The organism is Streptomyces sp. NPDC057963, from assembly GCF_042887155.1.
Classification (GTDB): domain Bacteria; phylum Actinomycetota; class Actinomycetes; order Streptomycetales; family Streptomycetaceae; genus Streptomyces.
On record NZ_JBHVPX010000002.1, the window covers coordinates 192,656 to 218,337 of the forward strand.

The 25,682-nt window shown below is 68.0% G+C and carries 20 protein-coding genes and 1 pseudogene; 9 read left to right on the forward strand and 12 right to left on the reverse strand.

The window, feature by feature from the left end; all coding sequences use genetic code 11:
- Positions 1-34: 34 nt before the first annotated feature.
- From ACFVT1_RS04595 to ACFVT1_RS04605, 3 genes are all read left to right on the forward strand, one after another.
- Positions 35-1,165: a cystathionine gamma-lyase gene (locus tag ACFVT1_RS04595; RefSeq protein WP_389792509.1), complete on the forward strand. Its 1,131-nt coding sequence runs from the start codon at positions 35-37 to the stop codon at positions 1,163-1,165.
- A gap of 195 nt (positions 1,166-1,360) precedes the next feature.
- A complete protein-coding gene (locus ACFVT1_RS04600; protein WP_389792510.1) occupies positions 1,361-2,257 on the forward strand; it encodes a LysR family transcriptional regulator in 897 nt (298 codons plus the stop codon).
- A 63-nt stretch (positions 2,258-2,320) separates the two neighbouring features.
- Positions 2,321-2,800 carry an NUDIX domain-containing protein gene (locus tag ACFVT1_RS04605; RefSeq protein WP_389792512.1) on the forward strand — a complete coding sequence of 160 codons (480 nt, stop codon included), beginning with the start codon at positions 2,321-2,323 and terminating at the stop codon, positions 2,798-2,800.
- Between the two features lie 77 nt (positions 2,801-2,877).
- Here the strand turns inward: ACFVT1_RS04605 and ACFVT1_RS04610 are convergent, their stop codons facing one another.
- Positions 2,878-4,218, reverse strand: a complete 1,341-nt coding sequence (locus ACFVT1_RS04610; protein WP_389793336.1) for a globin domain-containing protein — start codon at positions 4,216-4,218, stop codon at positions 2,878-2,880.
- A 264-nt stretch (positions 4,219-4,482) separates the two neighbouring features.
- On the opposite strand from ACFVT1_RS04610, the gene ACFVT1_RS04615 reads away from it, so the two are divergent.
- Positions 4,483-5,040 carry a DUF2269 domain-containing protein gene (locus ACFVT1_RS04615; protein WP_389792514.1) on the forward strand — a complete coding sequence of 186 codons (558 nt, stop codon included), beginning with the start codon at positions 4,483-4,485 and terminating at the stop codon, positions 5,038-5,040.
- Positions 5,041-5,045: 5 nt separating this feature from the next.
- Positions 5,046-5,915 (forward strand): GNAT family N-acetyltransferase, encoded by an 870-nt coding sequence (locus ACFVT1_RS04620; RefSeq protein WP_389792516.1) that lies wholly within the window; start codon positions 5,046-5,048, stop codon positions 5,913-5,915.
- Positions 5,916-5,965: 50 nt separating this feature from the next.
- Here the strand turns inward: ACFVT1_RS04620 and ACFVT1_RS04625 are convergent, their stop codons facing one another.
- On the reverse strand, positions 5,966-6,391 hold the full coding sequence (locus tag ACFVT1_RS04625; RefSeq protein ID WP_389792518.1) for a heme-binding protein: 426 nt from the start codon (positions 6,389-6,391) through the stop codon (positions 5,966-5,968).
- A gap of 99 nt (positions 6,392-6,490) precedes the next feature.
- Positions 6,491-7,702: an MFS transporter gene (locus tag ACFVT1_RS04630; protein WP_389792520.1), complete on the reverse strand. Its 1,212-nt coding sequence runs from the start codon at positions 7,700-7,702 to the stop codon at positions 6,491-6,493.
- 140 nt (positions 7,703-7,842) lie between these two features.
- Here ACFVT1_RS04630 and ACFVT1_RS04635 point away from each other — a divergent pair, with 140 nt between their 5' ends.
- Positions 7,843-8,310: a MarR family winged helix-turn-helix transcriptional regulator gene (locus ACFVT1_RS04635; protein WP_389792522.1), complete on the forward strand. Its 468-nt coding sequence runs from the start codon at positions 7,843-7,845 to the stop codon at positions 8,308-8,310.
- A gap of 60 nt (positions 8,311-8,370) precedes the next feature.
- Entirely contained in the window at positions 8,371-8,823 is a 453-nt protein-coding gene (locus ACFVT1_RS04640) for a GNAT family N-acetyltransferase (RefSeq protein ID WP_389792525.1), read from the forward strand.
- A gap of 231 nt (positions 8,824-9,054) precedes the next feature.
- Here the strand turns inward: ACFVT1_RS04640 and ACFVT1_RS04645 are convergent, their stop codons facing one another.
- Both ACFVT1_RS04645 and ACFVT1_RS04650 read right to left on the reverse strand, forming a co-directional pair.
- On the reverse strand, positions 9,055-10,437 hold the full coding sequence (locus tag ACFVT1_RS04645; RefSeq protein WP_389792527.1) for a serine hydrolase domain-containing protein: 1,383 nt from the start codon (positions 10,435-10,437) through the stop codon (positions 9,055-9,057).
- 167 nt (positions 10,438-10,604) lie between these two features.
- Positions 10,605-11,189, reverse strand: a complete 585-nt coding sequence (locus tag ACFVT1_RS04650; protein ID WP_389792529.1) for a dihydrofolate reductase family protein — start codon at positions 11,187-11,189, stop codon at positions 10,605-10,607.
- Between the two features lie 123 nt (positions 11,190-11,312).
- On the opposite strand from ACFVT1_RS04650, the gene ACFVT1_RS04655 reads away from it, so the two are divergent.
- Positions 11,313-11,912, forward strand: a complete 600-nt coding sequence (locus ACFVT1_RS04655) for a TetR/AcrR family transcriptional regulator (RefSeq protein ID WP_389792530.1) — start codon at positions 11,313-11,315, stop codon at positions 11,910-11,912.
- A gap of 93 nt (positions 11,913-12,005) precedes the next feature.
- Here ACFVT1_RS04655 and ACFVT1_RS04660 read toward each other — a convergent pair whose 3' ends face one another.
- The 4 genes and pseudogenes from ACFVT1_RS04660 to ACFVT1_RS04675 all read right to left on the reverse strand — a co-directional run bounded on the left by ACFVT1_RS04660 (position 12,006) and on the right by ACFVT1_RS04675 (position 15,857).
- A complete protein-coding gene (locus ACFVT1_RS04660; protein ID WP_389793374.1) occupies positions 12,006-12,134 on the reverse strand; it encodes a hypothetical protein in 129 nt (42 codons plus the stop codon).
- Positions 12,135-12,534: 400 nt separating this feature from the next.
- Positions 12,535-12,948, reverse strand: a pseudogene (locus tag ACFVT1_RS04665) (serine hydrolase); the annotation flags it as partial.
- Positions 12,949-14,028: 1,080 nt separating this feature from the next.
- Positions 14,029-15,303, reverse strand: a complete 1,275-nt coding sequence (locus ACFVT1_RS04670) for a hypothetical protein (protein ID WP_389792532.1) — start codon at positions 15,301-15,303, stop codon at positions 14,029-14,031.
- 41 nt (positions 15,304-15,344) lie between these two features.
- On the reverse strand, positions 15,345-15,857 hold the full coding sequence (locus ACFVT1_RS04675; RefSeq protein WP_389792534.1) for a SigE family RNA polymerase sigma factor: 513 nt from the start codon (positions 15,855-15,857) through the stop codon (positions 15,345-15,347).
- 1,119 nt (positions 15,858-16,976) lie between these two features.
- On the opposite strand from ACFVT1_RS04675, the gene ACFVT1_RS04680 reads away from it, so the two are divergent.
- Entirely contained in the window at positions 16,977-18,368 is a 1,392-nt protein-coding gene (locus tag ACFVT1_RS04680) for a restriction endonuclease (RefSeq protein WP_389792536.1), read from the forward strand.
- A 389-nt stretch (positions 18,369-18,757) separates the two neighbouring features.
- On the opposite strand, the gene ACFVT1_RS04685 is transcribed toward ACFVT1_RS04680, so the two are convergent.
- From ACFVT1_RS04685 to ACFVT1_RS04695, 3 genes are read right to left on the reverse strand one after another with little or no spacing between them, the layout of a single operon-like run.
- A complete protein-coding gene (locus ACFVT1_RS04685; RefSeq protein WP_389792538.1) occupies positions 18,758-21,421 on the reverse strand; it encodes a TniQ family protein in 2,664 nt (887 codons plus the stop codon).
- The gene (locus tag ACFVT1_RS04690) at positions 21,418-22,578 is read right to left on the reverse strand and encodes an ATP-binding protein (protein ID WP_389792540.1); all 1,161 of its coding nucleotides are present in this window, start codon (positions 22,576-22,578) and stop codon (positions 21,418-21,420) included. The genes ACFVT1_RS04685 and ACFVT1_RS04690 overlap by 4 nt, the downstream gene beginning before the upstream one ends.
- On the reverse strand, positions 22,575-25,622 hold the full coding sequence (locus ACFVT1_RS04695; protein WP_389792542.1) for a TnsA-like heteromeric transposase endonuclease subunit: 3,048 nt from the start codon (positions 25,620-25,622) through the stop codon (positions 22,575-22,577). Before ACFVT1_RS04695 ends, ACFVT1_RS04690 begins: the two co-directional genes overlap by 4 nt.
- Between the last annotated feature and the right edge of the window lie 60 nt (positions 25,623-25,682).

The window sequence follows — 25,682 nt, forward strand, 5'->3', positions numbered from 1 at the left end:
GTGGCACACCGGGGAGAGAGAAGTGAGGAACGGAATGGACACCATGGGTGACGGAACCCGGGCAGTACGGGCCGGGCTGCCCGAACCGGAGCAGTTCGAGCCCACCTTGCCCGGACCGGCCTTCGCCGCGCACTTCCATCTCTCCGGTGAACCGGTCGGCCCGTACACCTACGGCCGGGACACCAATCCGACATGGACCCATCTGGAACGCGCCATCGGCGAGCTGGAGGCGCCGGGCGAGCCGGTCGAGACCACCGTCTTCGCCTCCGGGATGGCGGCGGTCTCGGCTGTTCTGCTCTCCCAGGCGCGCACCGGCGATGTGGTCGTGCTGCCCGACGACGGATATCAGGCGCTGCCGTTGGTGCGTGAGCAGCTGGAGGCGTACGGCGTCGAGGTGCGGACCGCACCGACCGGTGGCGATGCCCAGCTGGCGGTCCTCGACGGCGCCAAGCTGCTGTGGATCGAGACCCCGTCCAATCCGGGGCTCGATGTCTGCGACATGCGCCGGCTCGTCGGGGCGGCGCACGCGGCCGGCACTCTGGTGGCCGTCGACAACACCCTCGCCACCCCGCTCGGCCAGCGCCCGCTGGAACTGGGGGCCGACTTCTCGGTGGCCAGTGACACCAAGGGCATGACCGGGCACGGAGACATCCTGCTCGGCCATGTGACCTGCCGCGATCCGGAGCTGGCAGCGGGGGTGCGGCGCTGGCGCAAGGTCGTCGGCGCGATCCCCGGGCCGATGGAGGCCTGGCTCGCACACCGTTCTCTGGCCACGCTGGAGCTGAGGATCGACCGGCAGTGCGCCACCGCCCTGACCCTCGCCGAGGCGCTGGGCAAGCGCCGGGGGGTGACCGGTCTGCGGTACCCCGGGCTGCCCGGCGACCCCTCGTATCCGAACGCCGTCCGGCAGATGCGGCGCTTCGGCTCCGTGGTGTCGTTCGTGCTCCCCGACCGCGAGCGGGCCGAGCGCTTCCTGACCGAGCTGCGGCTGGTCGACGACGCGACGAGCTTCGGCGGCGTGCGCTCCACCGCCGAGCGGCGGGCACGCTGGGGCGGCGACGCCGTCCCGGAGGGCTTCATCCGCTTCTCGGCCGGCGCCGAGAGCCCGGACGACCTGGTGGCCGACGTGGAGCGGGCGCTGGACGCGGCGCTCGGCGAGAGCTGAGCCGGTACTGGTGGTACGGACGGTCCGAGCCTCCCCCCTCGTGGCTCGGACCGTCCCGGTTCCCTGGGTGAAGAACCGTCCGGACAAGGCTAGTTGACTCTCCGTCAGTGTCCAATCACGGTAGCGACAGCGACCTATCGACATATTTATAGTTGTACGGGTCCGAAGCATCGCGAGGGTGGGAGGGGACAGGACATGGACCTGGCCCTGCTGCGCACATTCGTCACGGTGCACCGAGCCGGCTCCTTCACCAGGGCCGCCGCCCTGCTCGGCCTCTCCCAGCCCGCGGTCACCTCGCAGATCCGCACCCTGGAGCGGCAGCTGGGCCGCCCGCTCTTCCTTCGAGGGGCCCGCGGCGTGACCGCGACGACCATCGGCGACGAGCTCGCGCACCGGGCGGCGCCCCACCTGGACGCGCTGATCGAGATCACCGAGACCGAGCTCGACGAGGAGTCGGGCGTACGGACCCTGCATCTGGCCGGACCACCCGAGTTCACGTCGATGCGTGCCCTGCCGGCACTCACCCCGCTCATCGCCCGGGGTCTGGCTCTGCGCAGCACGTTCCTCACCGACGCCGAGGAGACGCTGGAGGGGCTGGCCGCCGGACATCATGACCTGGCCATTGCCACGGCCCGTCCGCGCGGTGAGCTGCTCACCGCGACCCCGCTCTGCGACGAGGAACACGTGCTGATCGCCGCGCCCCGCTGGGCCGGGCGCCTGGGGCCCGGGGCCTTGCGGCACAAGGGGCCCGTGGTGCTGGACCAGCTGCCGGTCGTGGAGGTGCACGAGAGCCTGCCGCTCGTCTCCCGCTACTGGGCCGCCGTCTTCGACGGCCGGCCCGCCGCCGCGGGTACCGTCATCGCACCGGATCTGCGGGCGGTACTGGAATGCACCGCGGCGGGCGCCGGACTCGCCGTACTGCCGCGCTACCTGTGCGAGGGGGCGCTGGAGCGGGGCGAGGTGGTGGCGCTTCTCGATCCTCCCGTGCCTCCGCTGCGCACCTACTTCCTGACCGTGCGGACCGGCACGCTCGCACTGCCGCACCTCGCGCGGGCGCACGAGTGGCTGCTGCGCGCTGCCGCCGCCTGGTGAGCGCAGGACGGTCCGGCGCGGGTCAGGTGTTTCAGAAACGGTTCGGTGGGCCACTCTCTTGCCATGACCGAACGCCCAGTGGTCAAGCGCACCGCACGCGCCATCCTGCTCGACGGCAACGACCTCATCCTCATCAAGCGCACCAAGCCCGGGGTCGATCCGTACTGGCTCACACCGGGCGGCGGCGTCGAGGCCGAGGACGCGACGGTCGTCGACGCCCTGCACCGCGAGCTGGACGAGGAGCTCGGCGCCAAGATCTCCGATGTGGTCCCCTGCTTCGTCGACACCGTGGAGCACATCGAGGGCGGCGGGGTGAAGGGCGTGAAAGTCCAGCACTTCTTCGTCTGCCGGCTGGAGTCCATGGACCTGTCCCGGCGCCACGGTCCCGAGATCGACGACCCCTGCGGGGAGTACGACGTCGTACGGGTGCCGTTCAGCCGGATGGGGATCGCGGCGGTTCATCTCGTACCGCTGTCGCTGCGGCACTACCTGGACGGCAATATCGAGGGCGTACGGGCGATGCACGCCCCCGACCTGGGCTGACGCCGCCGTTCGCGGGGGCGCCCCCGGCGCCGGGGGCGGGACCGGAGCATCGGGGTGCTCGGCCGGCGCTCGCCGGGTCAGAAGGGGCCGGTGGCCACCAGTTCCTCGACGGAGTCGTGCCGGATGCGCTCGGCCGGCATGCCGATGCCCCTGAGCACGTCCACACCGCTGCGGATCATGCCGGGCGGGCCCGAGAGGTAGGCGTCGTACTCGTGCCACGGCCCGCACGCGCGCACCGCCTCCGGCAGCGGCCCCTGGAGACCCCCCTCCGTCCCCGGGCCGGTGGAGACCACCGGCCGCACCGCCAGCCAGGGGTAGGTCTTCTGGAGCCGCATCATCGTGTCGATGTCGTACAGGTCGAGATCGCTGCGTGCCCCGTAGAAGACCTCCACGGGACGCCGGTCGCCATGTTCGGCGACATCCTCGACGAGCGCCTTGATCGGCGCGATGCCCGTGCCGCCGCCCAGGCAGAGCAGGCCGCTGTGGGTGGAGTGGTCGACCGTCATCGAGCCGGTGGGCGGGCCCAGGCGCACGATGTCGCCGGGGCGGGCGCGGTGCACCAGGGCGTTGGAGACCCAGCCCGCCGGGACGGCCTTGACGTGGAAGGTGAGCAGACCGTCGGGGCGGGGCGCCGAGGCGAAGGAGTAGTGCCGCCAGTTCCGGGGCCACCACGGGGTCTCCATCGCCGCGTACTGGCCCGCGAGGAAGGGATAGACCTGGTCGGGACGGACCGTGAGGACCGCTATGTCCCGGGTCCTGAGGTCGTGCGAGACGACCTCCGCGTGCCACCAGGCGGGAGCCCTCTCTTCGTCGTCGGCGGCCGCATCGATCATGATCTGCGACATCTCGGTGTAGGCACGGACCCACGCCGCTTCCGTCTCCGCGTCCCAGGTGGTGGCCGCATAGCGGCTCAGTGCCCCGAGAAGCGCCTCGCCCACTGCGGGGTAGTGCGCGGGCAGTGTGCCGTACTTGCGGTGCCCCCGGCCCAGTTCACCGAGGTACTCGGTGAGCGCGTGGGGGTCGTCCAGCCGGTCGGCCGCGGTGAGGATCGCACGGAGGAGCCGGTCGCGCTGGACGTCCATCGCGACCGGGAACAGGGCACGCAGATCGGGGTGCCGGATGAAAAGCAGGGCGTAGAAGTACGAAGTCACCTGATCCGCGATCGGCGCGATCTCGGCCAAGGTGCGGTGGATCAAGGTCGCGTCGGGAGTTCTGCCCGTTCCGTCTTCGGTCCACCTGGTGGCCGGAGCATCCATGCTGTGCCTCGCCTCGAACGTCTTCTGGTCGCCTGCACACCCACGCGGTCCGCTGCCGCGGTCTGCGGGCGTGGTCGGATGCCGCCCCCGGTCATCGGTCGCCGCCTGACCGCGGTTCCTCGCCCCAGCATGCCTCGTCGGGGACACAGACCGGACAAACAGCGGGAAGTCCGGGTATCCGAATCGGCTTTCCCGTTACGCTCTTCTGCCCCACGGCCGAGCTGCGCGTCCATCGCCACCGCCCGTTTCCGCACCGCCACGGCACCGGGTCGCAACTGCTTTCACCAGGAGGGCCGCAGGGGGAGGCACACCAACTGCCCTTGCCGGGAAGGCCATGAGAAGCGTGCTCTGTACGCCGAGGCCAGTACGCGCGGATACTCCCGCTGTCGGACGCCCGAGTGCCCCGTTCCCGGCACGGTGTTTCACGTGAAACCACTCAAGCGCTCCGCCCGCCGCAGCCTCCTCGTCGCGCACGTCTCGATATCCGTGAGCTGGCTGGGACTGACCGTCGGACTACTGACGCTCGGAATCACGGCCTTCCGCACCGGCGACCCCGCCACCGCGCAGGCCGCCACCCGCGCCATGAAGATCTTCGGGGACTGGCTCGTCGTTCCCATCGCCCTGTTCGCCCTGCTCAGCGGCCTCGTCCTGGCGCTCGGTACGCCGTGGGGGCTGGCCAGGCACCGATGGGTCTGGACAAAATTCTGGCTCACCCTGATCACCACGGCGCTGTCGGTCTTCTCGCTGCGCCCCGGCATCGACGAGGCGGCGGCGCGCGGCTCTGCCGACGTCGATCTGGTCGTCGCTCCGGCGGTGGCGACGGCAACGTATCTGTTCATCACCGCGATATCGGTGCTGAAGCCCTGGGGAATGACCCGGCGCGGCCGACAGCTCCGCGTCTCGGCCGGGTCCGGTACGGCCGGAACCCGGGAAAACGGAGCCGGTAAAGGAGTGGACGAACGATCGCCGCGTCGGACAGCCTGACCCTCATGCCCATCCCGCTGCCCCACCCGCTCGCCGAATTGCCTGTCCGGCGTCTCACCCTGGGCGACCTGGTCGCCTGTGCCGATCTCTGCGAGGACCGGGGCTGGCCGCGCGATGAGCACCGATGGGGTCTGCTCCTCGCCGCAGGCACCGGCTACGGCCTGGACGATCCCGGCGGCAAGGGCCTGATGGCCGTGTGTGTCGTGACCTCCTACGGTCCGCGACTGGCTGCCATCGGCATGCTGCTCGTCGCCGAGCGGTACGCGCGACAGGGAGTCGCCCGGTTCCTGATGCGGCACGTGATCGGCGAGACCGCGGGAATCCCCCTCAGCCTGTACGCGACACCTGCGGGACAACCGCTCTACGAACAGCTCGGGTTCTCGGTCGTCGGCCACGTCGAGCGGGTCACCGGATTCTTCCGGCCGACCGGCGGCAAAGCCTCCGCCGCGACCGTTCGGCCGGCCACGGCGGACGACCTGCAGTCCGTCGTCCGGCTGGACTCGGAGGTCTTCGGCGCCGACCGGACGCATGTCCTCGCCCGCCTGCCCGCGTACGCCGACCACATCCGGATCGCGGAGAACGAAGGACAGCTCATCGGTTACGCGGCGGTCTGGCCGAGCGACCGTACGCACGTGATAGGCCCGCTGATCGCTCCCGACACCGCGACGGCTCAGGCACTCGTCGCCTCGCTCGCCCGCGCGACGGATCTGCCCCTGCGCGCGGACATCGACACCCGTCACACGGACCTGCTCGCCTGGTTCAAGGAGTGCGGTCTGCGGACGGGCTCCGGGACCACGGTGATGACGTGCGGGGCTTCGGACCTGCCGGGCGACCGGGCCCGTCGCTACGCTCCGCTGACCGTGGCGACGGGCTGACGCACCCGGCTGCTGGACCGTTTACCGCCCTGTGAGCAATGGGACGGGTGTCAGACGAGAGCCTTCACGGCGGCCGTCGCGAAGCCGTGATCCTGGTCGGGAGCGCCTCCGCCCACGCCGATGGCACCGATGAGCCGGCCGTCGCGATGGACCGGGACACCGCCGGCGATGAAGAGCAGCGGCCGGTCGAGGGCGGTCGGCAGGGTGTGGAAGGGCCCGCCCGGCTGGACCGCGGCGACGAGGTCGGCGGTGGGAGCGTCGAGCTGGAGGGCCGTATAGGCCTTGCGGGTACTGGTCTCGCCCGCAATGAGAACGGCCCGGTCGTCCCGCCGGAAGGCCAGGAGATGACCGCCCGCGTCGAGGACCGTGACGGCAACGGCGACCCCGGCGGCTTCGGCGGCGCTGCGGGCCGCTTCGACGAGGGTCTCCGCGTCCGGTGTGGTCAGTGGGGCGACGGCGACAGTGGTGGTGCTCATGGGGGGACTCCTTGGTGCGGTGCTGTGCGGGTTGTGCGATGCAGTGCGGTGCGGTGCTGTGTGCGGGTGGGATCTTGGTGTGTGGGGGCGTGAGAGCGGTCAGCGCTGGGCCGCGGGTGCCGCGAGCGGTTCGGGGCTGTGCCGGGCGACGAGTCGGCTCCGGGTGACCGTGCGGCGTTCCAGAACACCGGAGACGACGGCGAGGACCAGGGCGGAGGCGGCCAGTGCGGCACCCACCCAGTTGGGCGCGGTGTAGCCGAGGCCGGCTGCGATGACGAGGCCGCCGAGCCAGGCCGACAGTGCGTTGCCGAGGTTGAAGGCACCGATGTTGACGGCGGAGGCGAGGGTGGGAGCGCCGGCGGCCTGGTCGAGCACCCGCTTCTGCAGCGGCGGCACGGTGGCGAAGCCCAGGCCCCCGATCAGGACGATGGTGACGGCCGCCGCGATCTTGTTGTGGGCGGTGAGGGTGAACAGGGCCAGGACCACGGCGAGGGCGCCCAGGGACACGTACAGCATCGGCATCAGACGGCGGTCGGCGAACTTGCCGCCGAGCAGGTTGCCGCCCACCATGCCCAGCCCGAAGAGGACCAGCAGCCAGGTGACGGAGGACGCGGAGTATCCGGCGACCTCGGTCATCATCGGAGTGATGTAGGTGATCGCGGCGAAGACGCCTCCGAAGCCCAGCACGGTCATCGCCATGGCGAGCAGGACCTGGACATTGCGGAACGCGGCCAGCTCGTGCCGGAGGTGTACGCCTTCGGGCCGGGGCTGTTCGGGGACGAGCCTGGCCACACCGAGAAGGCCGACGACGCCCAGCGCGGCCACGACGAAGAACGTGGTCCGCCAGCCGACGCTCTGTCCGATGTAGGTGCCCAGCGGTACACCGACGACATTGGCGACGGTGAGGCCGGTGAACATCATGGCGATCGCGCCGGCCTTCTTCTGCGGGGCGACCAGATCGGCCGCCACGACCGATCCGATGCCGAAGAAGGCACCGTGGGCGAGCGAGGCGATCACGCGGCCGGCGAGCATCACGCCGAAGACCGGGGCGACGGCGGAGACGACATTGCCCACGACGAACAGCCCCATCAGCAGCATGAGCATGCGCTTGCGGGTGACGCGGGTGCCGAGAACCGTCATCAGCGGGGCGCCGAGGACGACACCGAGTGCGTACCCCGTGACGAGGAATCCTGCGGCCGGAATCGAGACCTGGAAGTCCGCAGCAACCTCGGGGAGCAACCCCATGATCACGAACTCGGTGGTTCCGATTCCGAAAGCCCCGATGGCAAGGGCGAGGAGCGCGAGCGGCATGGGTTTCACCTTCCCTGAAGATTGCATCTGCGCCTTACGAGCGTCCACAATAATTGCAGGCGCACGTTAATTGCAAGCGCGGGCTATCTCGAAGGTCGCCTATCCTGGAGCCAAGCGGCTCCGAGACGGAGGAGAGACTCATGACAGCGAAAGACCCCGCACTGACCGCCCTCTCCCAGGGCTGGTGCGCTCTCTCCTTGCTCCACGGGAAGATCGAGGCCCGTATCGAGCGGGCGCTGCAGACCGGGCACGGGCTCAGCGTGCGGGAGTACTCCCTGCTCGACGTCCTGAGTCGGCAGCACAGCGGTCCCGGCGGCCATCTCCAGATGAAGCAGGTCGCGGACGCCGTCGTGCTCAGCCAGAGCGCCACCACCCGTCTGGTCACCCGGCTAGAGGACCGCGGACTGCTGACCCGGTATCTCTGCGACACCGACCGCCGGGGCATCTACACCGACGTCACCGAGGCCGGCCTCACCCTGCTCGCAGCGGCCCGGCCGACCAATGACACCGCGCTGCGCGCCGCACTCGACGAAGCCGCCAGGAATCCCGAGCTGGCCCCGCTCGTCACGGCGGTCGAAGAGCTGAAGGCCCCGGTACAGGTCGCGTGAGCCGCCGCAGAGGCCGGAGAACGGCCGCGCCGTGCTCGTGATCTGCGTAACCTGCCGATCATGAGCGATCTCGAAATACGCCCTGCGGCTCTCGCCGACATCCCCGCGGTCGTGGCCATGCTCGCCGACGATCCGCTGGGCTCACAGCGCGAGTCGCCGGACGACCTCACTCCGTACCGCGCCGCCTTCCGGCGGCTGGCGGACGACCCGAACCAGCGCCTGGTCGTCGCCGTACGCGAAAACCGCGTCGTCGGAACCCTGCAGCTGACCGTGATCCCCGGACTCTCCCGGCGAGGCTCCACCCGCTCGGTCATCGAGGGCGTCCGCATCCATGCCGACGAACGCGGCAGCGGCCTCGGCACCCGGCTGATCGAATGGGCCGTGGACGAATCCCGGCGCCAAAACTGCCAGTTGGTCCAGTTGACGTCCGACGCGACCCGGACCGATGCTCATCGCTTCTACGAGCGGCTGGGTTTCACCGCCAGCCACGTGGGCTTCAAGCTCGCGCTCTGATCGCAGTCCGGAGTCCGGAGCCCGCAGGCCGGAGTCCAAGGGGTGGTGGTACCGAGCGGCAGACCCTTGCCGCCCTCACTGCCCTCACTGCCCTCACTGCCCACGGTCCCGTGGTCCCGTGGTCCCGCCACCGGCGGCGAACGGAACGGAAGTTGACAGCCCGAGTCGTCCGCTCTCTGTCGTTTCACGTGAAACAGCGGAGAAACCGGCAGAGAGCGGACGACGCGGGGCTCAGACTCGGAGGCCCCGCCATCCGCCTTCGTCCACACCGCCGGGCACGGCCGCCGCAGGGTCGTACGGCTCACGCGTGAAGACGAACGAACCCAGATCCAGATGATTCGGGCTGCCGTCGGCGTTCCGGACGACACGCAGCGTCTCCCCCGCGTAATAGCCGTTGAGTCCGACCCAGGTGCCGTCGGGCTGTGCGGTGAAACGGGCGCCTCGGCCGTTGCCGCGCAGAGCCTGAAGATCCAGCCCACCGTCCGAGGTCAGTCGCAGGATGTTCGCGTGCGTGCCCCAGTACCAGGGACCGGTCAGCGCGAGAAGCTCCGTGTCCACCCCGGGCAGAGGGCGCCAGGGCTCCGGAATGCGGGGCTCGGCCTCGGCGACGATCTTCACGAGATCGGCGGCGACACCTCCGACCATCGGCCCCGACGTGGCGTTGGCGAGAACGACAGCCGTCACATCGTCCTCGACGTCGACCCACAGGGTGGCCAGGAAGCCGGGCAGCGAACCCGTGTGCCCGAAGAGCGTGCGACCGTCCGTCCGTACGAGCTGAAGACCGAGGCCGTATTGCGACTCCCAGCCACCGGTCTCGGGCGGCGCGGACGGTTCACGCATCTGTTCCACGGAGGCGGCACGGAGCACCCGGTCGTCCCCTTCGGCGAGAAAGGCCGCGAAGCGGAGAAGGTCGCCGGTGGTGGACCAGAGCTGGCCGGCCGGGGCCATCAGCCCGAGATCCTCGGTCGGCTCAGGCAGCATGACATCGGCCCAGGGGTGCACGGCCCAGCCACCTGCGTGCGGTGCCTGCGGCTGGGTGCTCGTGCGGTGCATGCCCAGCGGTTCCAGGATCTCGCGTCGCAGCACCTCCGCCCAGCTCGCTCCGCGCACCTTCTCGACCAGCGCACCCAGCAGCGTGTAGCCGGGGTTCGAGTAGTGGTGCCGGCGGCCCGGAGGGTGCATCCTCGTCCGCTCACCGAGTACATCGGCGAGCTCGGGCCGCAGGGCGCCCGGGGTCCTCTCCCACCAGGGGGCGGGCGACTCGGCAGCGAGTCCCGCGCTGTGGCCCAGGAGTTGGTGGACAGTGACTCCACCAACCCCCGTACCGGGCAGATGCTTCTCCAGCGGGTCGTCCAGGTCCAGGAGCCCCTCGTCGCGCAGCCGCAGGACCAGCACCGCGGTGAACGTCTTGGTGATCGAGCCGATCCTGAACTGCGTGTCGGCGTCCGGGGCGTGGCCGTCCACGCAGCTGCGGGTGCCGCTCCAGACGGCCTGCCCCTGCCTCTGTACCGCGGCGACGAGCGAAGGGGCGCGGCCTTCCGACTGCGCGACGGCGATGCGATGCAGCAGAGCGCGCCGGGTACCGGGGAGCAACTGTTCAGATGGGGAGGTCATGTTCAACAACTACCCGTAGGACCCGAGCTGTGGCGAACCCATTTCACAGCGCCCGGGCCACACTCGCCACTGCGAACCCATTTCACGGCACCCGGGCCATACCCCACCGCCGCGAACGCATTCCACGGCACCCGGGCCACACCCCGCCACAGCCACCGACTGCCCGGTCAGCGCGTCCGGTTGTAGATCCTGACCAGCGCGCCGCTGTCGAAGACACGAACCAAGTCCAGCGCGAACGTGGTGGGCGCGAAATCCGAGCCGAACATCGGCATGCCCGAGCCGTAGACGATCGGGTACGTCTTGATCACCAGCTCGTCGATCTCGTCGATCAGCTCTCCGGCGAGCTGGGAGCCGCCGCAGAGCCAGATGCCGAGCCCGCTGTCCTCCGCCTTGAGCTCCCGGACCCTTGCGACCACGTCGTCGGAGACGAGCTCGACGTTCGGGTCGGGTGACTCCTTGAGGGTTCGCGAAGCCACGAGCTCGCGCAGCTGGGCGTACGGACTGGTGATGTTGACGTCCAGCGCCAGTTGGTAGCTGGCCCGCCCCTGGATCACGGTGTCGAACCGCCGGCTCTCGGCGTCGTGGAAGCCGAGAGCCTTGCGGCCCTCGGTCGACACCGTCTCCGGGTACTGCGTCTTCAGGAACTCAAGGAATTCCTCGTCCACGAACTGGTGGAAGGACGACGCGTCACCGCTCGGATCTCCGATGAAACCATCGATGGAGCAAGCGATGAAGTAGGTCAGTTTTCGCACAGGATCCCCGTTCCGCTGCGGCGTGTCCGAGCCACAACCACTTCAACTAGAGTGCTTCATGCGTAGTGGTTGCGCAATCCCTTTCCGCCGACGACCCGAAGAGAAGACGAGGGAGGCCCAGGCATGGCCAGGAACCCCGAGCGCAGAACGGCGCTCGTCGATGCCGCCATCGAAGTGCTGGCGGACGAGGGCGCGCGAGGACTCACGTTCCGCGCCGTCGACGCACGCGCAGGCGTCCCGGTGGGCACGTCGTCCAACTACTTCACCAACCGCGACGACCTGTTCATGCAGGCGGCCGCCCGTATCACCGTCCGGGTGACACCGGACCCGGCCAGGGTCGAGAAGGCCATGCGCCCGGCACCCTCGCGTGAGCTGATCACCGATCTGATGCGATGGCTGGTGCAGCGCATGGAGGACGACCGCACCGGCTACCTCGCCATGCTGGAACTCCGCCTGGAGGCCACCCGCCGCCCGGCGCTCCGCGACCGTCTGACGCAGTCCGTCCGCGCCGACGTCGACGAGAGTGCCCGGTTCCACCGGGAGGCGGGCCTGCCGGGCGACGCGGACGCCTTCCTGGTGCTCTACCTGGCCATGACGGGCCTGCTGCTGGAGCACTTCACGCTGCCCGCCGTTCTCGCCGGCCCCGAGGGCGGTTCCCGGGCCGAGTCCACTGTGGACCGGCTGGTGGAACTGGTGGTCACGCGCGTCGTCCCGCCGTCCTGAACCGCCCCGGGGCCGGTCGTCCGAAACCGCAGAGACTCCACGGCACGGCACGGCGCGTCCGGCCACGGCTCCGGAGGCCTCGCCGCCGATGTGTCACTCCGCTTCGGCCGGCGCCGCGGTGCCCGCCGCCGGCCCACCGGTACCGCAGACCACCGCCTTGTTCAGCCGCATGAGCACCTCCGTGCCGCCGGCACCGCAGACCACCGTCTTGTTCAGGCGCATGAGCACTTCCGTGCCGTCCACCTTCCCGTAGTGCCCGCCGCGGTGACGGCCTGCCGGCGGCCGGCCGCGTCACCGAACATGATCGCGACGTTGCCGTGGATACCGCCCGTATGCCCCCAGACCTTTCCGCACCCCAGTGCGTCGAGCATGTCCATCCGCTGGATCCCAGGCCGTACCCCACACCCAGGCCGGTCTCGACGGTGCGTTTCATCTCGGACAGTTCGGCCGGGCGGAGCAGCTTGCCGCCGAGCAGTGCGGAGTGGAACCGGGCCAGGTCGGTGGCGGTGGAGACGCAGGCCCCGGCTGCCCCGGCGTCGGACGGATTGATCAGGGTGATGTCCACCGGTTCGCCCAGCCTGATACGCCCCTCACCGACCGGCTGGAGCACCACCGTCGCGGTGAACGTCTTGGTGATGCTGCCGATCCGGAACCGTCCGTCCGGATCGACCGCTGCCCCGGTGCCCAGGTCCGACACCCCGGCCGCGCCCTTCCACACCGTCCGGCCGTCCTCGACGACCCGAGCCATGCCCACGTCGCCTCCCTGCTGTCGATGGCCCTGGACACCACCTGCGACTGGCGGCCCGAAGTCCCGGTCCACCTCTTTCATGCCACGGGCGACAAAGACGTCGCTTTCGCGAACTCTCGGCATTGCCAACGCCGACTGACCGCCAACGGCGCCGACCAGCAGCTCACTGACATCGGCGATTTCAACCACTCCACGACAGTTCTGAAGGCCTTGCCCCAGGTGGTGCGCCAGTTCGACGCCGCCCGCCGAGGGCCACCGGGCGGTCGCCGGAGCGGGACCACACCCCATGACCGAGGCGGTCGACGCGTTGTCCACGCTTTCGCGCGTCCGGCAGGCGCCGGCGGAGAGCGGCCTCCCAAAGCTGAGCGGAGCGCGACGGATTGCCGCTGGAGCTGATCCACGGTCGAGCGCGCCGAACGCCGTGTCCGGGAAATCAAGACCGTCCCGACAGCGAGCTGAAGCTCCTCACCGCCTTCCGAGGGCTGCGAGACGCGTGGGACGCGGCAGTCGTGGACCCCTCTGACAGCCTCTTCGCCCTGAGACACTTGTGAGTGACAGCGTTACGCCCCCGCAGGCCGCTACCCACCGTGAACTGACCGGCCTATCCCGTCCTGCCAAGGGTTGACCGGCCACGTCACGCTCCGCGCGTGCCGGCGTGCCGGACCAGATCACCTGAGCCGACGAGCGAATGGGACCGGATCATTTGAGACGGGGACCCGATCGGCTGAGACAGGACAAGCGGCTTGACCTGCCAGTCTCGGATTCGTGTCAGATATGCCGTCGCTTGGCCATCGCTCGTGAGATTTGGACACGAAATCCGAGCCCCGTCAGATGGTGTACGAACTCGCCGCTCGTGGCACCGGTCATGCTCGCTGACCAGCGGTTCTTCCGCTGTCTCAGGTCGGGGGCGGAACCGCTCAGCCTCACGGACGTGGCACTTCCTTACGCCACCACGGCAAGCGGTGAAGTAAACCGAGCGTGACGATAGCGACGGCTCTTGCAGCTTCAGTCGAGTGACCGTTCATCTGTGCCCACAGGCCGGCCCCCTGCGAACGACGTCGGCCGAAGCCGGTCATGCGGGTGCGGCCGACGGGCAGTGCGCGACGCCACGCCGCAGGGCGCGGCAGCCTGCTTCTCCGGGTGTGCGGGGACACTGTGCGCCGGCGTACGCGCGGGTGTACCAACTGCGGGCGCTCCGGTGTCGTCCAGCAGGGTGGCGACGGTTTGCGACAGCGGCCGCGAGGGCGCCCGGACAAGGCAACAGCGCCGCGCAACGCTCACGTACGCAACACGAAGCGGGAGGCGGCCCACTCGAAAGGTGGTCCGCCTCCCGAACTGCCGCGAGGAGCAGGTGTGTTCCTCACGGCCCTACTTTCCGGCCCACTTCCCGCTCGTGGCGATCGACTTCAGCTGCTGCATGGTCAGCGCGGGTGTCTGCCGTGTGGCCTTCGCGTTCTGGGACCCGGAGTTGAACGCCGACACCACGACCCGCAGGCCGTCCGTACGGATGGTGTCGGCGGTCCACATCACCACGCCCGCGCCACCCTTCTCGCCCGGGCCCTGACGCGTGACGACCTTCGTCCCGTCCGGCAGCACCTCCGCCCCGGCCCCGAACAGTTCCCCCTCCACGTCCGACATGTTCGGCTGCACGTTGATCTGCACCAGGCTCGCGCCCTTGCCGTCATTCACGACGACGTACGCGTATCCGTCGTCACCGCGCTCGGAGGCTGCCTTCGCAGACACGGGCAGCAGCGACTTGAGCTTCCTCAGGATCGCCCGGCCGTCCTGCCCCTGCGCCGACGGCCGCCGTACCGGCTCCGGGGCCGCCTTTCCCAGTGCGTTCATCACGGGCCGCCACTCGTCGGAGATGACGAGCCCCTTCAACTGCCCCACAGTGAGCGGGGGCTCGGCCCGTGAAACGGCGGCGTCCTTCTCTGCGGGCGCGTTCCACTCGCTGGCATCGACCGTGTATCCGTCGGGAGTCACGAGATAGGCGTGCCACCACTTGGTGTCCACGCGCTTGTCAGGGTATTCGTACCCGCGCAACACCATCAGGCGCGAACCGTCGGCAAGCGTCTCATTCCGGCAGGAGTCGTACGGCACGAAGGTCTTGTCGGGGCATTCGAGCTGCTGCTCCGCCTCGGTGCCGTCCGGGTCGATGGCGCCGACGCTCACGCCGATCGCAGCTTTGCCCTCGCCATCGTCGAAGACGAGGTGCGCCGATGGCCCGAACCGGTCGGCCGTGCCGCGCCCTGCCCGCCCGCTGACCTTCCCCTCCGGCAGCAGCCCCTCCAACCTCTCGATCACCTGCTGTGCCGAGAGCTGCGGCCCCTTGCCGGGCGACGACTTCGTCGAAGGGCCGGTCTCCTGCGCCTTCGGCTGCGCGGCCACGCCCGCCCCGCCCTGCCCCGAGCCGCCGCCGAACGCCCCTGTGGGGTACGACGCCCCGAACCCCACGACGGCGAGCGCCGCGACGCTGCCGGTCACGGCCGCGACCCGCCTGCGCCGCACCCCCCGCCGGCCGCGCACGACGCCGCCGTCCACCAGCGGGCGCCCCTCCACGGAGAAGACCTCCCCGGTGCGGCGCAGCGCGTCACCGAGCCCGCCTTCGAACGCGTCCAGGTCCTCCTGCGTTCCAGACATGCCAAACCACCACCATTTCTCGTAATAGTCAGTCGGGCTGATCAGTGCGCGGCGAACTCTCCGATACTGCCGCCCAGTTGCACCCTCAGCCGGGCGAGTGCACGGGTGCTGCGGGTGCGTACGGCTGCGGAGCTGACGTTGAGGACGTCCGCAGTCTCCGTGACGGACCGGTCCTCCCAGTACCGCAGCACGACCACCGCCCGGTCCTTCGCCGGCAGCTTCCGCAGCGCGTCCAGGAGCAGGAGCCGCAGCGAGGCGTCGCCTTGCGCGGCCGTCTCCGAGACCTCGGGAATCTCGTCGCTCGGCCGCTCTCCCGCCGAACGCCGCCGCTGGTGCGCCAGAAAGACTCGTACAAGAACGGTCTGCGCGTACGCCGCCGGATTACCGAGCTTCGACGACCTGCCCCACACCACATACATCCGCCCCAGCGTCTCCTGCACCAGATCCTCGGCGAGATAGGTGTCGCCGCTGGTCAACAGGCACGCTGAACGGAAGAGATGCCCCATGCGGGCCGTCGCGAACTCCCGGAAGGCGCTCTCCTGGGACCGTCTCATCCGCCGCCCTCCCCCTTGCCTCGTCGCCTACACCATTTAGATGCGGTGGGGGCGGCGGGATGTTTCACCCGAGTTGCTTCCCCTCTCGGCGAGCTCATCGGCGAGTGGTTCCCGCAGCCCCCGACCACCGAGGTACGGGTCCCCTCCAGCGCTCAAGGCCGCGTTTGAGATCTGCGGGGTCCTCACCGAGCACGCCTGCAAGAAGGAGACCAGGCCCGTCCTGGACGCCCTGGAGACGGCGCTGTGGCAGCGCGACCGGACCAGCATCCCCACGAACGAGGCGCATTGATACATCAATCGGATGCCGGGTCGCGGTACACATCGTTCGCGTCGGCCTGCACCTGGACCGGGCAGGGATCGCGGCATCGATCGGCTCGGTCGGCGACGCCTACGACAACGCCCTGATGGAGTCCATGATCGGCCTGTTCAAGACTGAGCCGGTCAAGCCCGGCCGGCCCTGAAAGACGCTCGCCCAGGTCGAGCTCACCACTGCCGAGTGGGTCGACTGGTACTGCCACCGCCGACTCCACGGTGGGACAGGCCACATCCCGCCCGCCGCATATGAGACCAGCTACTACCGCAGAACCACGAAACCCCAGGTCACAGTCAGAACCTGGAGTCTCGATCGAACCCGGAACGATTCAGCTGAGATTGTGCCGCGAGATCTGAGCCCCGACATGTGGTGTAGGCCCTCAATCGGAATGTCCCGTTCCGTTGTAGCGACCTGCGCATTCTCAGCACGTCTCATTCAGGGGCCATGGCATCCTGTCTCAGGATCTTGTCCCTGCTCGGGGTCGAGGAAGCAGCGGACTACACGGAGGCAGGGTCCCTACTACACCGTGCGGAGTGGGATCTTCTCCAGGTCCTCCCAGGCGTTGGCCAGACCGAGACGGCATGGCCAGACCTCGCTTCACGGGCATATTGATCCTGCTCGGCGATCAACTGGAATAGGCTGGCCGTAGGTAGGGCGAGATGTCGGGGGGCACCGTGCAGAGCAGTGGCTCAGGTGGAGTCGTTCAGGTCAGCGGAACTCCGCTGGGCTCGCTGTTTAGCCAAGTGGGCGGGCTCCGATTCAAACGCGAAAAGGTCCCTGCGGGTACGTCAGGAGCGATTCGCATCGTGGCGCCCCGCGACATCGGACACGATGGTTCACTTGCCGCCCCCGATCCGACGAGCAGTTGGGTGGTGCCTCCGGATAGCCTCCCGCGGCTCGAGGTCGGCGACATGATCGCGACTGAGATTCTCGCTGCGGACGGCAGTATCAGGGCCGCAGTGGTTACAGAGGCAGACCTACCAGCTGTTGCGAGTGACAGCGTGCTGGTACTGCGTGCCCACGAGCCACTCGACCCCGGGTATGTGCGGTGGGTTCTTGCCTTCTTGCGCTCGTCGGACCTCCGGGCGATCGCAATCGGAACAGTCGGAATTGTCCGTGTGAAGCGGAGCGAGCTGGTCAACCTCGAAATTCCACCTCTGGACGACGCTCTAGCTGCGGCCCTGGACGATCTGGCCATCGTCCGAGAGCGGATGAGTGATTGGCAACGTGCCGCTACTCAGCTACTACAGTCGGCGTTCCATGACCGCAACGTCGTTCAGGCGCGTGAGCGGATCATCACTTCTGGACAGACACTGCGGCTGCGAGTCGAAGCTGCCACGCAACTGGATGAGTTCGGCTACATCATTCGTACACGTTTTCCATTTCCGATTGCCGCTCGTTGGCGAGAAGTGGAAGTACGGATGAGCGCTGGCGAACCGAAGGAGGCGTATGAGGCGGTGCTCGCCACGGCTGAGATCCTGTGCGGCTACAGTGCCCTGATAGTCGCGGCGCTCGCCCGTGAGGCGGGCATTGAACTCAGCTCCGTTCGCGCTATCCGGGAGAAATTGGCAGGGGGGCGCACAGGTCCCGGGTTCGGGGAATGGGTTGCGGTTCTTGAGGAGATCGTCAGCGGACGTAAGCGGAGAACGCTACCTGCAGAACACCCTCTCCAAGAGTTCGGCTCCCTGCTCGCAGGTTCCGAGACCGTAGCAGCGCGCAAGCGGCTCTACGATCAGCGCAATGCCGTGGCACACCACCGTGGCCCCGATCACGTAGAACTTCCTGCTGCCCTGAGCAGCGCTCATGCTGATCTATTCAAGCTGTTGGACAGGGCACGCTTTCTCGCCGACCTGCGCCTGGCGCACTTCACGGACGTGCGATGGGACCAGTTGCTAGGGTCTGCGACTGTGGACTATCGGAGCATGATGGGCGACCACCCGGTAGTCCCGACCAACACCATGTCGAGCAGCCGAAACGACCTTGAGCCCGACAGCCTGTATCTGATTGACCGCGAGCACGGACTGCATCTCCTACGTCCATTTCTGATTGGCCGCCCGTGCCCAAGGTGCCGGAACTGGTCAACCTTTCATGTTGATCAAGTTCCTCGCAGCGGGGCTGTTCTGAAAAGCCTTGACCATAGTCACACTCTGCCCGATGCCGCTGTGGGCGCTTCGTTGTCAGCGGTCGGCTTGATCTAGCCCACACTCCAGCAGCCTTCAGGGTTCCCGACCGTTTCAAACTGAACCATTCGATACAGAAGTTCAGTTTCTTCGGGGCGGACTTCGAGTCGCGACAGATCAAAGCCGAAATCAGCACCACGACGAGCGAACGGTCAGACGAGTTTTCACCTCACTCTCATGTCCTCTGGGCTAGAAGAGGGCCACCGTGAATGAAAAATTGACATCGGAAATGCGGGCCTACACCTGATTGTAGGCCACGATTTAGAATTCCCCATTCCTGATTGATGAACTGGGCGTTCTTGGGCTGTCTCACTTATTCGGGGACAGGGGAATTCTGTCTCGTGATCTTGTCCCGCGGCCGCCCAAACCGACCTCGGCCCGGGCTGAGGCTGATCCCTGCATGGGCCTCATCCGGGAGATCCAAGTGGCTCCGTGCTGTTGGAGGAACCTGTAATGGCTGTCCTGACGGCCCTCGCGACCTCGGCGCCGAACGGGGTCGGTCGCATCCCGCGGCCACGTTCGGCACGTTCGATCAGGGCGTGGCCCAAATTCCTTTCGAGCTCGTTGATCTTCTTGATCAACGTGGAGGGGTGGACACCGAGAGCTTGGGCAGCCTTTCTCATCGTGGGGTACGGCAGTGCGGCAACGACGATCTCCAACCACTTCCAGGCGTAGGGGGCGGTCAGAGTGTCTTGCACGGACGCCGGGACACAGGCAGCCCAGTCCGGCGCACGGTACGCAGCCGGGGGTGCTCCGCCACGGCGAAGTGGAATCTCGTGGTGACGCGCCCAGTCGGCCATGGTCTTCGTGTGCATGCCCCTCTCGCGAGCGAGATCGGACAAGAGCCTGCGGTGCACGACGTACTGGTCGTAGAGCCAGTCCCGTTCGACCGGTGCGTGCTTCTTGTAGTCCTCGCGGCTGCGCATCGGGATCGCGTACTCACGGACGAGACGGGTCAGCACCCTATAGGAGAAGCCGGTGAGCTCGGAGATCTCCGACAGAGAACGGTGCTCGTCAAGGTAGAAGCGGACCATGCGTTCCTTCGACAGGGTCTGCATGGCCCTGGCGTAGTTCTCCCTGGCGGTGCCCTGGGTGGTCGTCGGCGGGGGCAGTGGGGCGGGATGTTCTCCCAGGAGGTATCGGACGGCTTCGACAGAAGTGTCGAGGACGTCGGCCGTGTACTGGACGGCGTGCCTGCGCTGCCGAATGAGGCGATGCAGTTGTGGGAGGTCGACCTGGTCTGAATCGAGGCCGAGGAGGGCGAGTCCGTCCAGGAGGCCCTTGGGCGGCTTCCAGGCGACCGGCTCGTCTTGGATGTGCTGGGTGGCGAGGAATGCCTGCGCCTCGACGTCGAGTGCCTGTGCCAGCTGCGGGCTCTGCTGGGCGAGGAAGCGGAAGTATTCCGTACGGAACAACGCCTCACCAAGAGTCGGGGCGCCTGGCGCGAATTCGGGCGGGAAGCCGCTGATGTGCTGGAAGAGGTGGCAGCGGATGATCTGTTCTCGGCGCTCGCCTCCGGGGTGTGTGCCGGTGCGGCGGCAGATCTCACTCCAGCGTTCCGGCGGTAGCAGTCTGGTGTAGTCGAGACTGCGTCGCCTTGCGTAGTCGATGGGGATGTCCGAGGTGTCGAGATAGTCGGCCAGCCTGGTCAGGGCGGTGGCGATGTGGGGCCACTGCGGCTGATCGTCCAAGCGCTGCAGGGCGTGGGAGACGTCCATACGGTCGGCCACCGATCCCATGAGTTCCGTGGCGGTGTCAAAGTCGGTGCGGCTGTCGACGGTCAGCAGGGCGGCGGCCAGGGCGGGAGCCAGGATGCGCGGGACGGTGCCGTCGGGCGGGGTGAGCCGAAGGGTCCACAGGTTCCAGAACGTACTGGGGATCTTCCGGCTCCGCCGTGTGATGTCCTCGCTCTTCGCCATTGGCCGCCTCGGCACCGGTGACGTCATGCGATGCCGCAGGAAATCGGCGGGACGCAGGCCGCCTTTTGCTGCGGCCAGCTGGATGCCAGTGAAGACGGGGGTCACTCGGTTTCCCCAGTTCTTGAGCTGGCCGATGCTGATCTCGGACGGGTCGTCGTGCAGAGCCGTGAGCAGGTCCCGCATCGCCTCACCGGCCTGGTGAATGTCCGGCTGGTCAAGGATGTCCAGCGCGACGGTAACGGCGCTCGCCACGCTCACGGCTCTGGGCGGGGCCATGAAGCCGGGTCGATCCCCGGCCCGGGCGGCGAGCGTGCAGCCGGCATCGGGACGAAGGTGAGCTCCGGCGATGTCGTGCGGGGCCCGCCGGGTGAGGTCCTTGGCGGAAAGGTCGGACAGCACGCGTCCGCAGAGGGCACGGATGTCGCTGAGTGCGCCCGGCGTCGGCTGCGGCATGAGGGCGTAGACGCCGAAGGTGGAGGTGCCGCTCTCGATGATGTTCATGATGAGGTACTGCGCGGCCATGGCCGGATGGCCGACGGGTAAACGGAGGGTGAGCGTCTGCGTGAGGTCGAGGCCACAACCGCTGGTGAAGGAACCGTCCGGTTTTGAGGGAGCGTTCCCGCAGTGCCGGGGCCTGGGGATGGATTGCGAGCTTCGGGGCCGCAGACGGGGGACCCGCCCGCAGCTCGGACAGCAGTCGGCCAACAGTCGTTGGTGACGTAGACAGGCGAAGGACCAGCCCAGCCGCCAGGACAGCATCCAGCGCCCGTCGGATTCCGCCAGACAATCCGGGCAGAAGCGCGAGCCGCCACCCCGCCCCCAAAGCACCCGGCGGTTCACGAAGCGACGTTCGTGGTTGATCTCCAGGGCCCGCTGGTCGTAGTGGAGCAGCGTCATCTCACGGAGTCGGGCCACGTCCAGACCTGTCGCCACGGACAAAGCGGCGGCCTGTTGCGAGCCCAACAGGATCGTCCAGTCCGGCGGAATGCCGAGTACTTGGTTGCCGGTCTTCCGCAGAAGCGGCAGACCGACACTCTGCATCACCTCACCCAGCGGCGTCCGAAGCCTCACGGAGAGAGCCTCAATCCAGGAGTCCAGGGCCTCCCCGGGGAGCGGGGCCTGACGCAGCGGCAGCGTACGGATGCGACTCATGCCACGGTCTTGGCCGACGCGGTCTTCGCAGCGCGGGAGCGGGGCTTGGTCGTCATCCGCTTGCGCTCGAACTTCTTCTGCAGCGCCTTGCGCGCCCGCTCCGCCCCGGCATCAAGCTTCACCTGGTCCAGCAGGTCCTCGTCAAGGAGTTCAGCGCCAGTGCGGGCTGCTCTCTGGCAGCCGCGGTTGATGAGTGTCATCAACGAGCCGATGTGGCCGGTGGTGCGGGTGTAGAGGTAGTCGGTCAGGTCGTCAGCGAGCATGCCGGGATACTTCCGGGCCAGGACGAGGCGCTGTTCGAGCCCCAGCATCAGCTTGCGCCACTGCCGTCGTTCCTTGTCATTGCGCACCGAGTACGCGTCCATGGTCAGCGGGGTGGTGCGGCGCGCGGTCTGGGCGAGGGTGATGTCGCCACGCGCGTCGGACTCGGAGTACAGGCCGCGGTTGCCCAGTTCGACGCCGATGAAGATGAGGGTGACCGGGAACTCGTTGGCGATGTATTTGAAGTGGTTACTGACCTCCTTGCCGTTCTTGTCCTGCCACTTGAGGAAGTGCAGGTCGTCGATGATCAGCAGTTTCGTCTCGCATTCCAGAACGCAGTCCAGGGCACGCTGGACGAACAGCGCGGCCGTGCCGCTCTTGCGGCCCGGGTGTGCGAAAAACTCCAACAGGGCCCGGTTGAAGTCCTTCATGCCGATGTTGCTGGTGAGGCCGACTCGGCAAACGGGCCATCGTTCGTGCCCGGAGGCGGTGAAGGCTCCGGCCCGAGCGATTTCCTGCTGGTGGTATTTCAGAGCGAAGTCCAGTACCGCCGTCGTCTTCCCGAGTCCGGGGAACGCATCCACCGCGACGGCTCCCTTGGCCTTGTCACCGTCCTGCTGATTGCTGGCGATGATGTCCCACAGGTCCTCATGCAGCGCTTCGAGCTGCGGCGTCTTGAGCGGGCCGAGATTGGCGTGCCAGACGCTGCGGAGGTGGTCGTACTCCAGCCGCGCCGCCTCGCCGAGGGTAGCAATCTGCTTAAGGGTCAAGATCTCCGGTTGGACGCGGCGGGGTGCCTCAGCCAGGGCCCTCAGCCCCTCCTTGCGGGACAGCGTGAGGTTGTCCAGCCGGGGACGCGTACCTTCGGCCGGCTCGGCGGGATGGGGCGGCATCATGCGTCCTCCAGGGCGTCGGCGTAGAAGTCATCGGCCGCGTCCGGGCCGTCGAGCTCGTCCTCCTCGTCGTCATCGCTGGGCGCGAGGCCTTCGTAGGGCTCGGCCTCGTCAACGCCCGAGCCCTCGACAGTCTCCTCGTCGAGGGCACTGTCGTCGGCGAAGATCCGGGCGACCGACGGCAGCGTGCGGATGTCGTCGTCCTCGGTGGCGGGCAGGTCAAAGGCGGACTGTTCGCGGGCCTGTCGCAGGGCGATGCGCCGCTCGGCCATGGTCAGTCCCAGGCCGAGGTGCCAGCGTTCCAGCAGTTCGGCGACGGCGGTCTCGTCGTCGGGGAAGCGGTACTTCTTACCCGCTAGCTTCCGGGCGAGCTCGATCGCCTGACCGCTGATCGGGAACTTCATCGCCGGGGCGTGTTCCCACTCCAGGGTGTGCCAGCGCCGGGTGTCCAAGCGCCGGAAGTACACGTAGTTGATGTTGTCGGGGTCGACATGGATGGGCCACATCCCCTTGGCCTTCGCCCCCGTGTACGGGCTCGTCTCACCGCGGTAGCCGTCCAGACTCTCCCCGTTGTACCGGCATTTGCGGATCTCGACGCCGTAGTGGTGAATCGGCTTCCACTCGGTCTTCAGGAACTCGAAGCCAAGCGCCGGGTCGCGCGGCACCTCGATGTATCCGGCGCGAGCGATCCCGTGCTCGAACATCGCCGACGGCGACAGCCGCAGCCCTGGCACGTGGGTATCAAGCAGCCCGTCGTGGGGCCTCACGTGATACACGCAAGCCACCCACTCACGGATGATCGCCTCCAGCTCATGGAGGAAGAAGAACGCCTGCTCTTCCGGCCGTTCCCCGCGCGAGAACACATCCGGCCCCTTGTAGCCGGGCAACGACTCCAGCAGACCTTCACGCAGGGTCTTGAAGAATCTCTCGATCGGTCCCTTGTCCCGGCCCGTTCGCAGACGAGCCGGTTGGATCGACAGGCCGAGACGCTGACAGACCGAAGTGATGTGTTCGCTGATGAACGGCTTGCCGTGGTCGACCACGATGGTCTCCGGCACGAGGGCCGGCCCCGCGACACCCCTCTTCCCGCCGGCGTTACCGTCTCCGCCGCCCGCTTCGAGAGCCTCACGCTCCACGACGACGGTGCGGGGAATGCCGTGATCGGGCCAGACCGCCGATGCCGGCCAGTCCTTGCCCGCCGGACGGGGACGGTAGGTCTGGAACAACACCGCCGCGACGTCGATGGACTGTGTGGACACCGGGGTCACCCTGATCCCCGTGACACACCTGTCGTACCAGTCCATCGCAACCGTCAACTCAGCCTGCACCCACTTCAGCGTGATCGGGTCCATGGCGAAGACGTCCAGCCGCGTGGTGTCCATCAGCAGGTACTCGCCCGGTCGCGTCGGCCGCAGCTTTCCGTACGCACCCGGCGGTCTTGCGGCGATGTCTCGGTTGCGTTTCGTGCTCAGCCTGAAGGTTGGCTTGCGCCGCTCCAGCTCCTCGAGCCAGCGATACGCCGTCGCACGAGTCGGCAGCTTAACCTCGCCCCCGCCATAGCGGGCGGCAAGCCGAGGGCCGACGGTGCGGATCACCTTGGCCCGGGTCGGCTGCGAGTCTTTCTCATGCTCGGCCATGATCTCCAAGGCCATCTCCACCCATCGTGGATCGGCCCGCCCGAGCCCTCCCATGGTGCCGTCACCATGATCTGGCTTGTTATGAACGAGACCGGCTTCCCGATCGGCGCGGAAGGCCCGCACCCACCGCTTGACGGTGCGTACGCTCACCCCGAGTTCGTCGGCCTTGGCCGCGTACCGCTGCAGCTTGGGAACTGTCGCCGCGTACGGCGCTCTCGGTTCGCCCTCCTCTGGGAACTCGGCGCTCCCCGATCGGAAGCCGTAGAGAACCTCGTTGATGTGGGCGGCGCGCTCACGCACCGCCGCCAACTCCTCGTCGGTGAGCTGCGCCAGCAGCACGGAGGCCGTCTCGCGGGGCTCATCAGCCACGGGTCCCGGCCCTTCCGGGATGATCCCGGCCCGGCCTGAGGTGAGTGCCTCCCGTAGTGACAACCGAAGCCGGCGGCCCCGACCATCGCGCACCAGGACCTCGTTGCCGGCCGGGGAGGCGAACATCTCCTCCACCGTGACGACTTCGCCGTTGTACTTCAGCCTCGTGCCCACGCCGACACGTACCGCGGACTCGTTCACCTGACCTCCAGAGCGAGGCTCCCGCCCATAGACCGTCGTTTCGCTCTCCGCGACATCGATGCCCTGCTCACCGTCCACAACCGCCGGGGGAAGTTCGTACTTGCCGGAGCCCGTCACGGCGGCCGTCCCCTGCCGAAGCTCGTGTCGCTCGGACAGAGGCACAGCAAGATCCGTCACGAAGTGCTGGCACCACAGCAGCCGCAGGACAGACGCACGGACCCTCCATTCCGGATGGTGCGGAAAGGCACGGAACGCCTCTCCGAGCGAGGCCCCGTACAAATCTGCCTCCCGGATCTCCGCAAGCAGGTCCTCGTTGAAGAACCAGTCGCGCCGGTACCCGGCGAGGAAGCGCAGATTTGCCAGCTCTGCCTCCGGCGGCTCGCACCACACCTCGAAGTCCCAGCCTCGAGTCAGTACGACCTCGCGGGCCCAGCCGAGTGCGAAGTTCACCTTCGGCCGGGTCAGCAGATGCCGAGGCTTTACGTCGACGACCAGTGGTACGTCCTTCTCCCGCAGAACGAGGAAGTCCGGTACGTGGCGCCGCAGTCGCTCGTCCACCGTGGTGGAGAGGAGGAACGGCTGGGCGAAGACCGCCGTCACATCCCGATCGAAGTCGGCGTACAGCAGGCGCGTCAGCTCGAGCCGCGACTCATAGACAACGTGGTCACGCATCGTGGAGGACCAGTACGCACCCGAGTAGTGCTTCTGGCCGTGTCGCCAGCGGAATGTTCGCCACGGCACCGATGGCTCGAAGATATCGATACCTGTCGCCGGCCACAGCCGGTTCTCGTCGACCTGCCCGTCCGAATAACGAAGACTCATCGAGACTTCGCCAAGCACATGCGGCATACCCACCCCCAGCAGCGGGACGAGCGATGCGGGATCAGACTGAAGATCGCT

Excerpts from the sequence above, each read along its gene's own strand:
- ACFVT1_RS04660 (WP_389793374.1), bottom strand. The coding sequence starts at position 12,134 with ATGCGCCTGAACAAGACGGTGGTCTGCGGTGCCGGCGGCACGGAGGTG.
- ACFVT1_RS04685 (WP_389792538.1), bottom strand. The coding sequence starts at position 21,421 with ATGAGTCGCATCCGTACGCTGCCGCTGCGTCAGGCCCCGCTCCCCGGG.
- ACFVT1_RS04640 (WP_389792525.1), top strand. The coding sequence starts at position 8,371 with ATGAGCGATCTCGAAATACGCCCTGCGGCTCTCGCCGACATCCCCGCG.
- ACFVT1_RS04605 (WP_389792512.1), top strand. The coding sequence starts at position 2,321 with ATGACCGAACGCCCAGTGGTCAAGCGCACCGCACGCGCCATCCTGCTC.
- ACFVT1_RS04635 (WP_389792522.1), top strand. The coding sequence starts at position 7,843 with ATGACAGCGAAAGACCCCGCACTGACCGCCCTCTCCCAGGGCTGGTGC.
- ACFVT1_RS04690 (WP_389792540.1), bottom strand. The coding sequence starts at position 22,578 with ATGATGCCGCCCCATCCCGCCGAGCCGGCCGAAGGTACGCGTCCCCGG.
- ACFVT1_RS04630 (WP_389792520.1), bottom strand. The coding sequence starts at position 7,702 with ATGCCGCTCGCGCTCCTCGCCCTTGCCATCGGGGCTTTCGGAATCGGA.
- ACFVT1_RS04620 (WP_389792516.1), top strand. The coding sequence starts at position 5,046 with ATGCCCATCCCGCTGCCCCACCCGCTCGCCGAATTGCCTGTCCGGCGT.
- ACFVT1_RS04595 (WP_389792509.1), top strand. The coding sequence starts at position 35 with ATGGACACCATGGGTGACGGAACCCGGGCAGTACGGGCCGGGCTGCCC.
- ACFVT1_RS04625 (WP_389792518.1), bottom strand. The coding sequence starts at position 6,391 with ATGAGCACCACCACTGTCGCCGTCGCCCCACTGACCACACCGGACGCG.
- ACFVT1_RS04645 (WP_389792527.1), bottom strand. The coding sequence starts at position 10,437 with ATGACCTCCCCATCTGAACAGTTGCTCCCCGGTACCCGGCGCGCTCTG.
- ACFVT1_RS04670 (WP_389792532.1), bottom strand. The coding sequence starts at position 15,303 with ATGTCTGGAACGCAGGAGGACCTGGACGCGTTCGAAGGCGGGCTCGGT.
- ACFVT1_RS04675 (WP_389792534.1), bottom strand. The coding sequence starts at position 15,857 with ATGAGACGGTCCCAGGAGAGCGCCTTCCGGGAGTTCGCGACGGCCCGC.
- ACFVT1_RS04600 (WP_389792510.1), top strand. The coding sequence starts at position 1,361 with ATGGACCTGGCCCTGCTGCGCACATTCGTCACGGTGCACCGAGCCGGC.
- ACFVT1_RS04655 (WP_389792530.1), top strand. The coding sequence starts at position 11,313 with ATGGCCAGGAACCCCGAGCGCAGAACGGCGCTCGTCGATGCCGCCATC.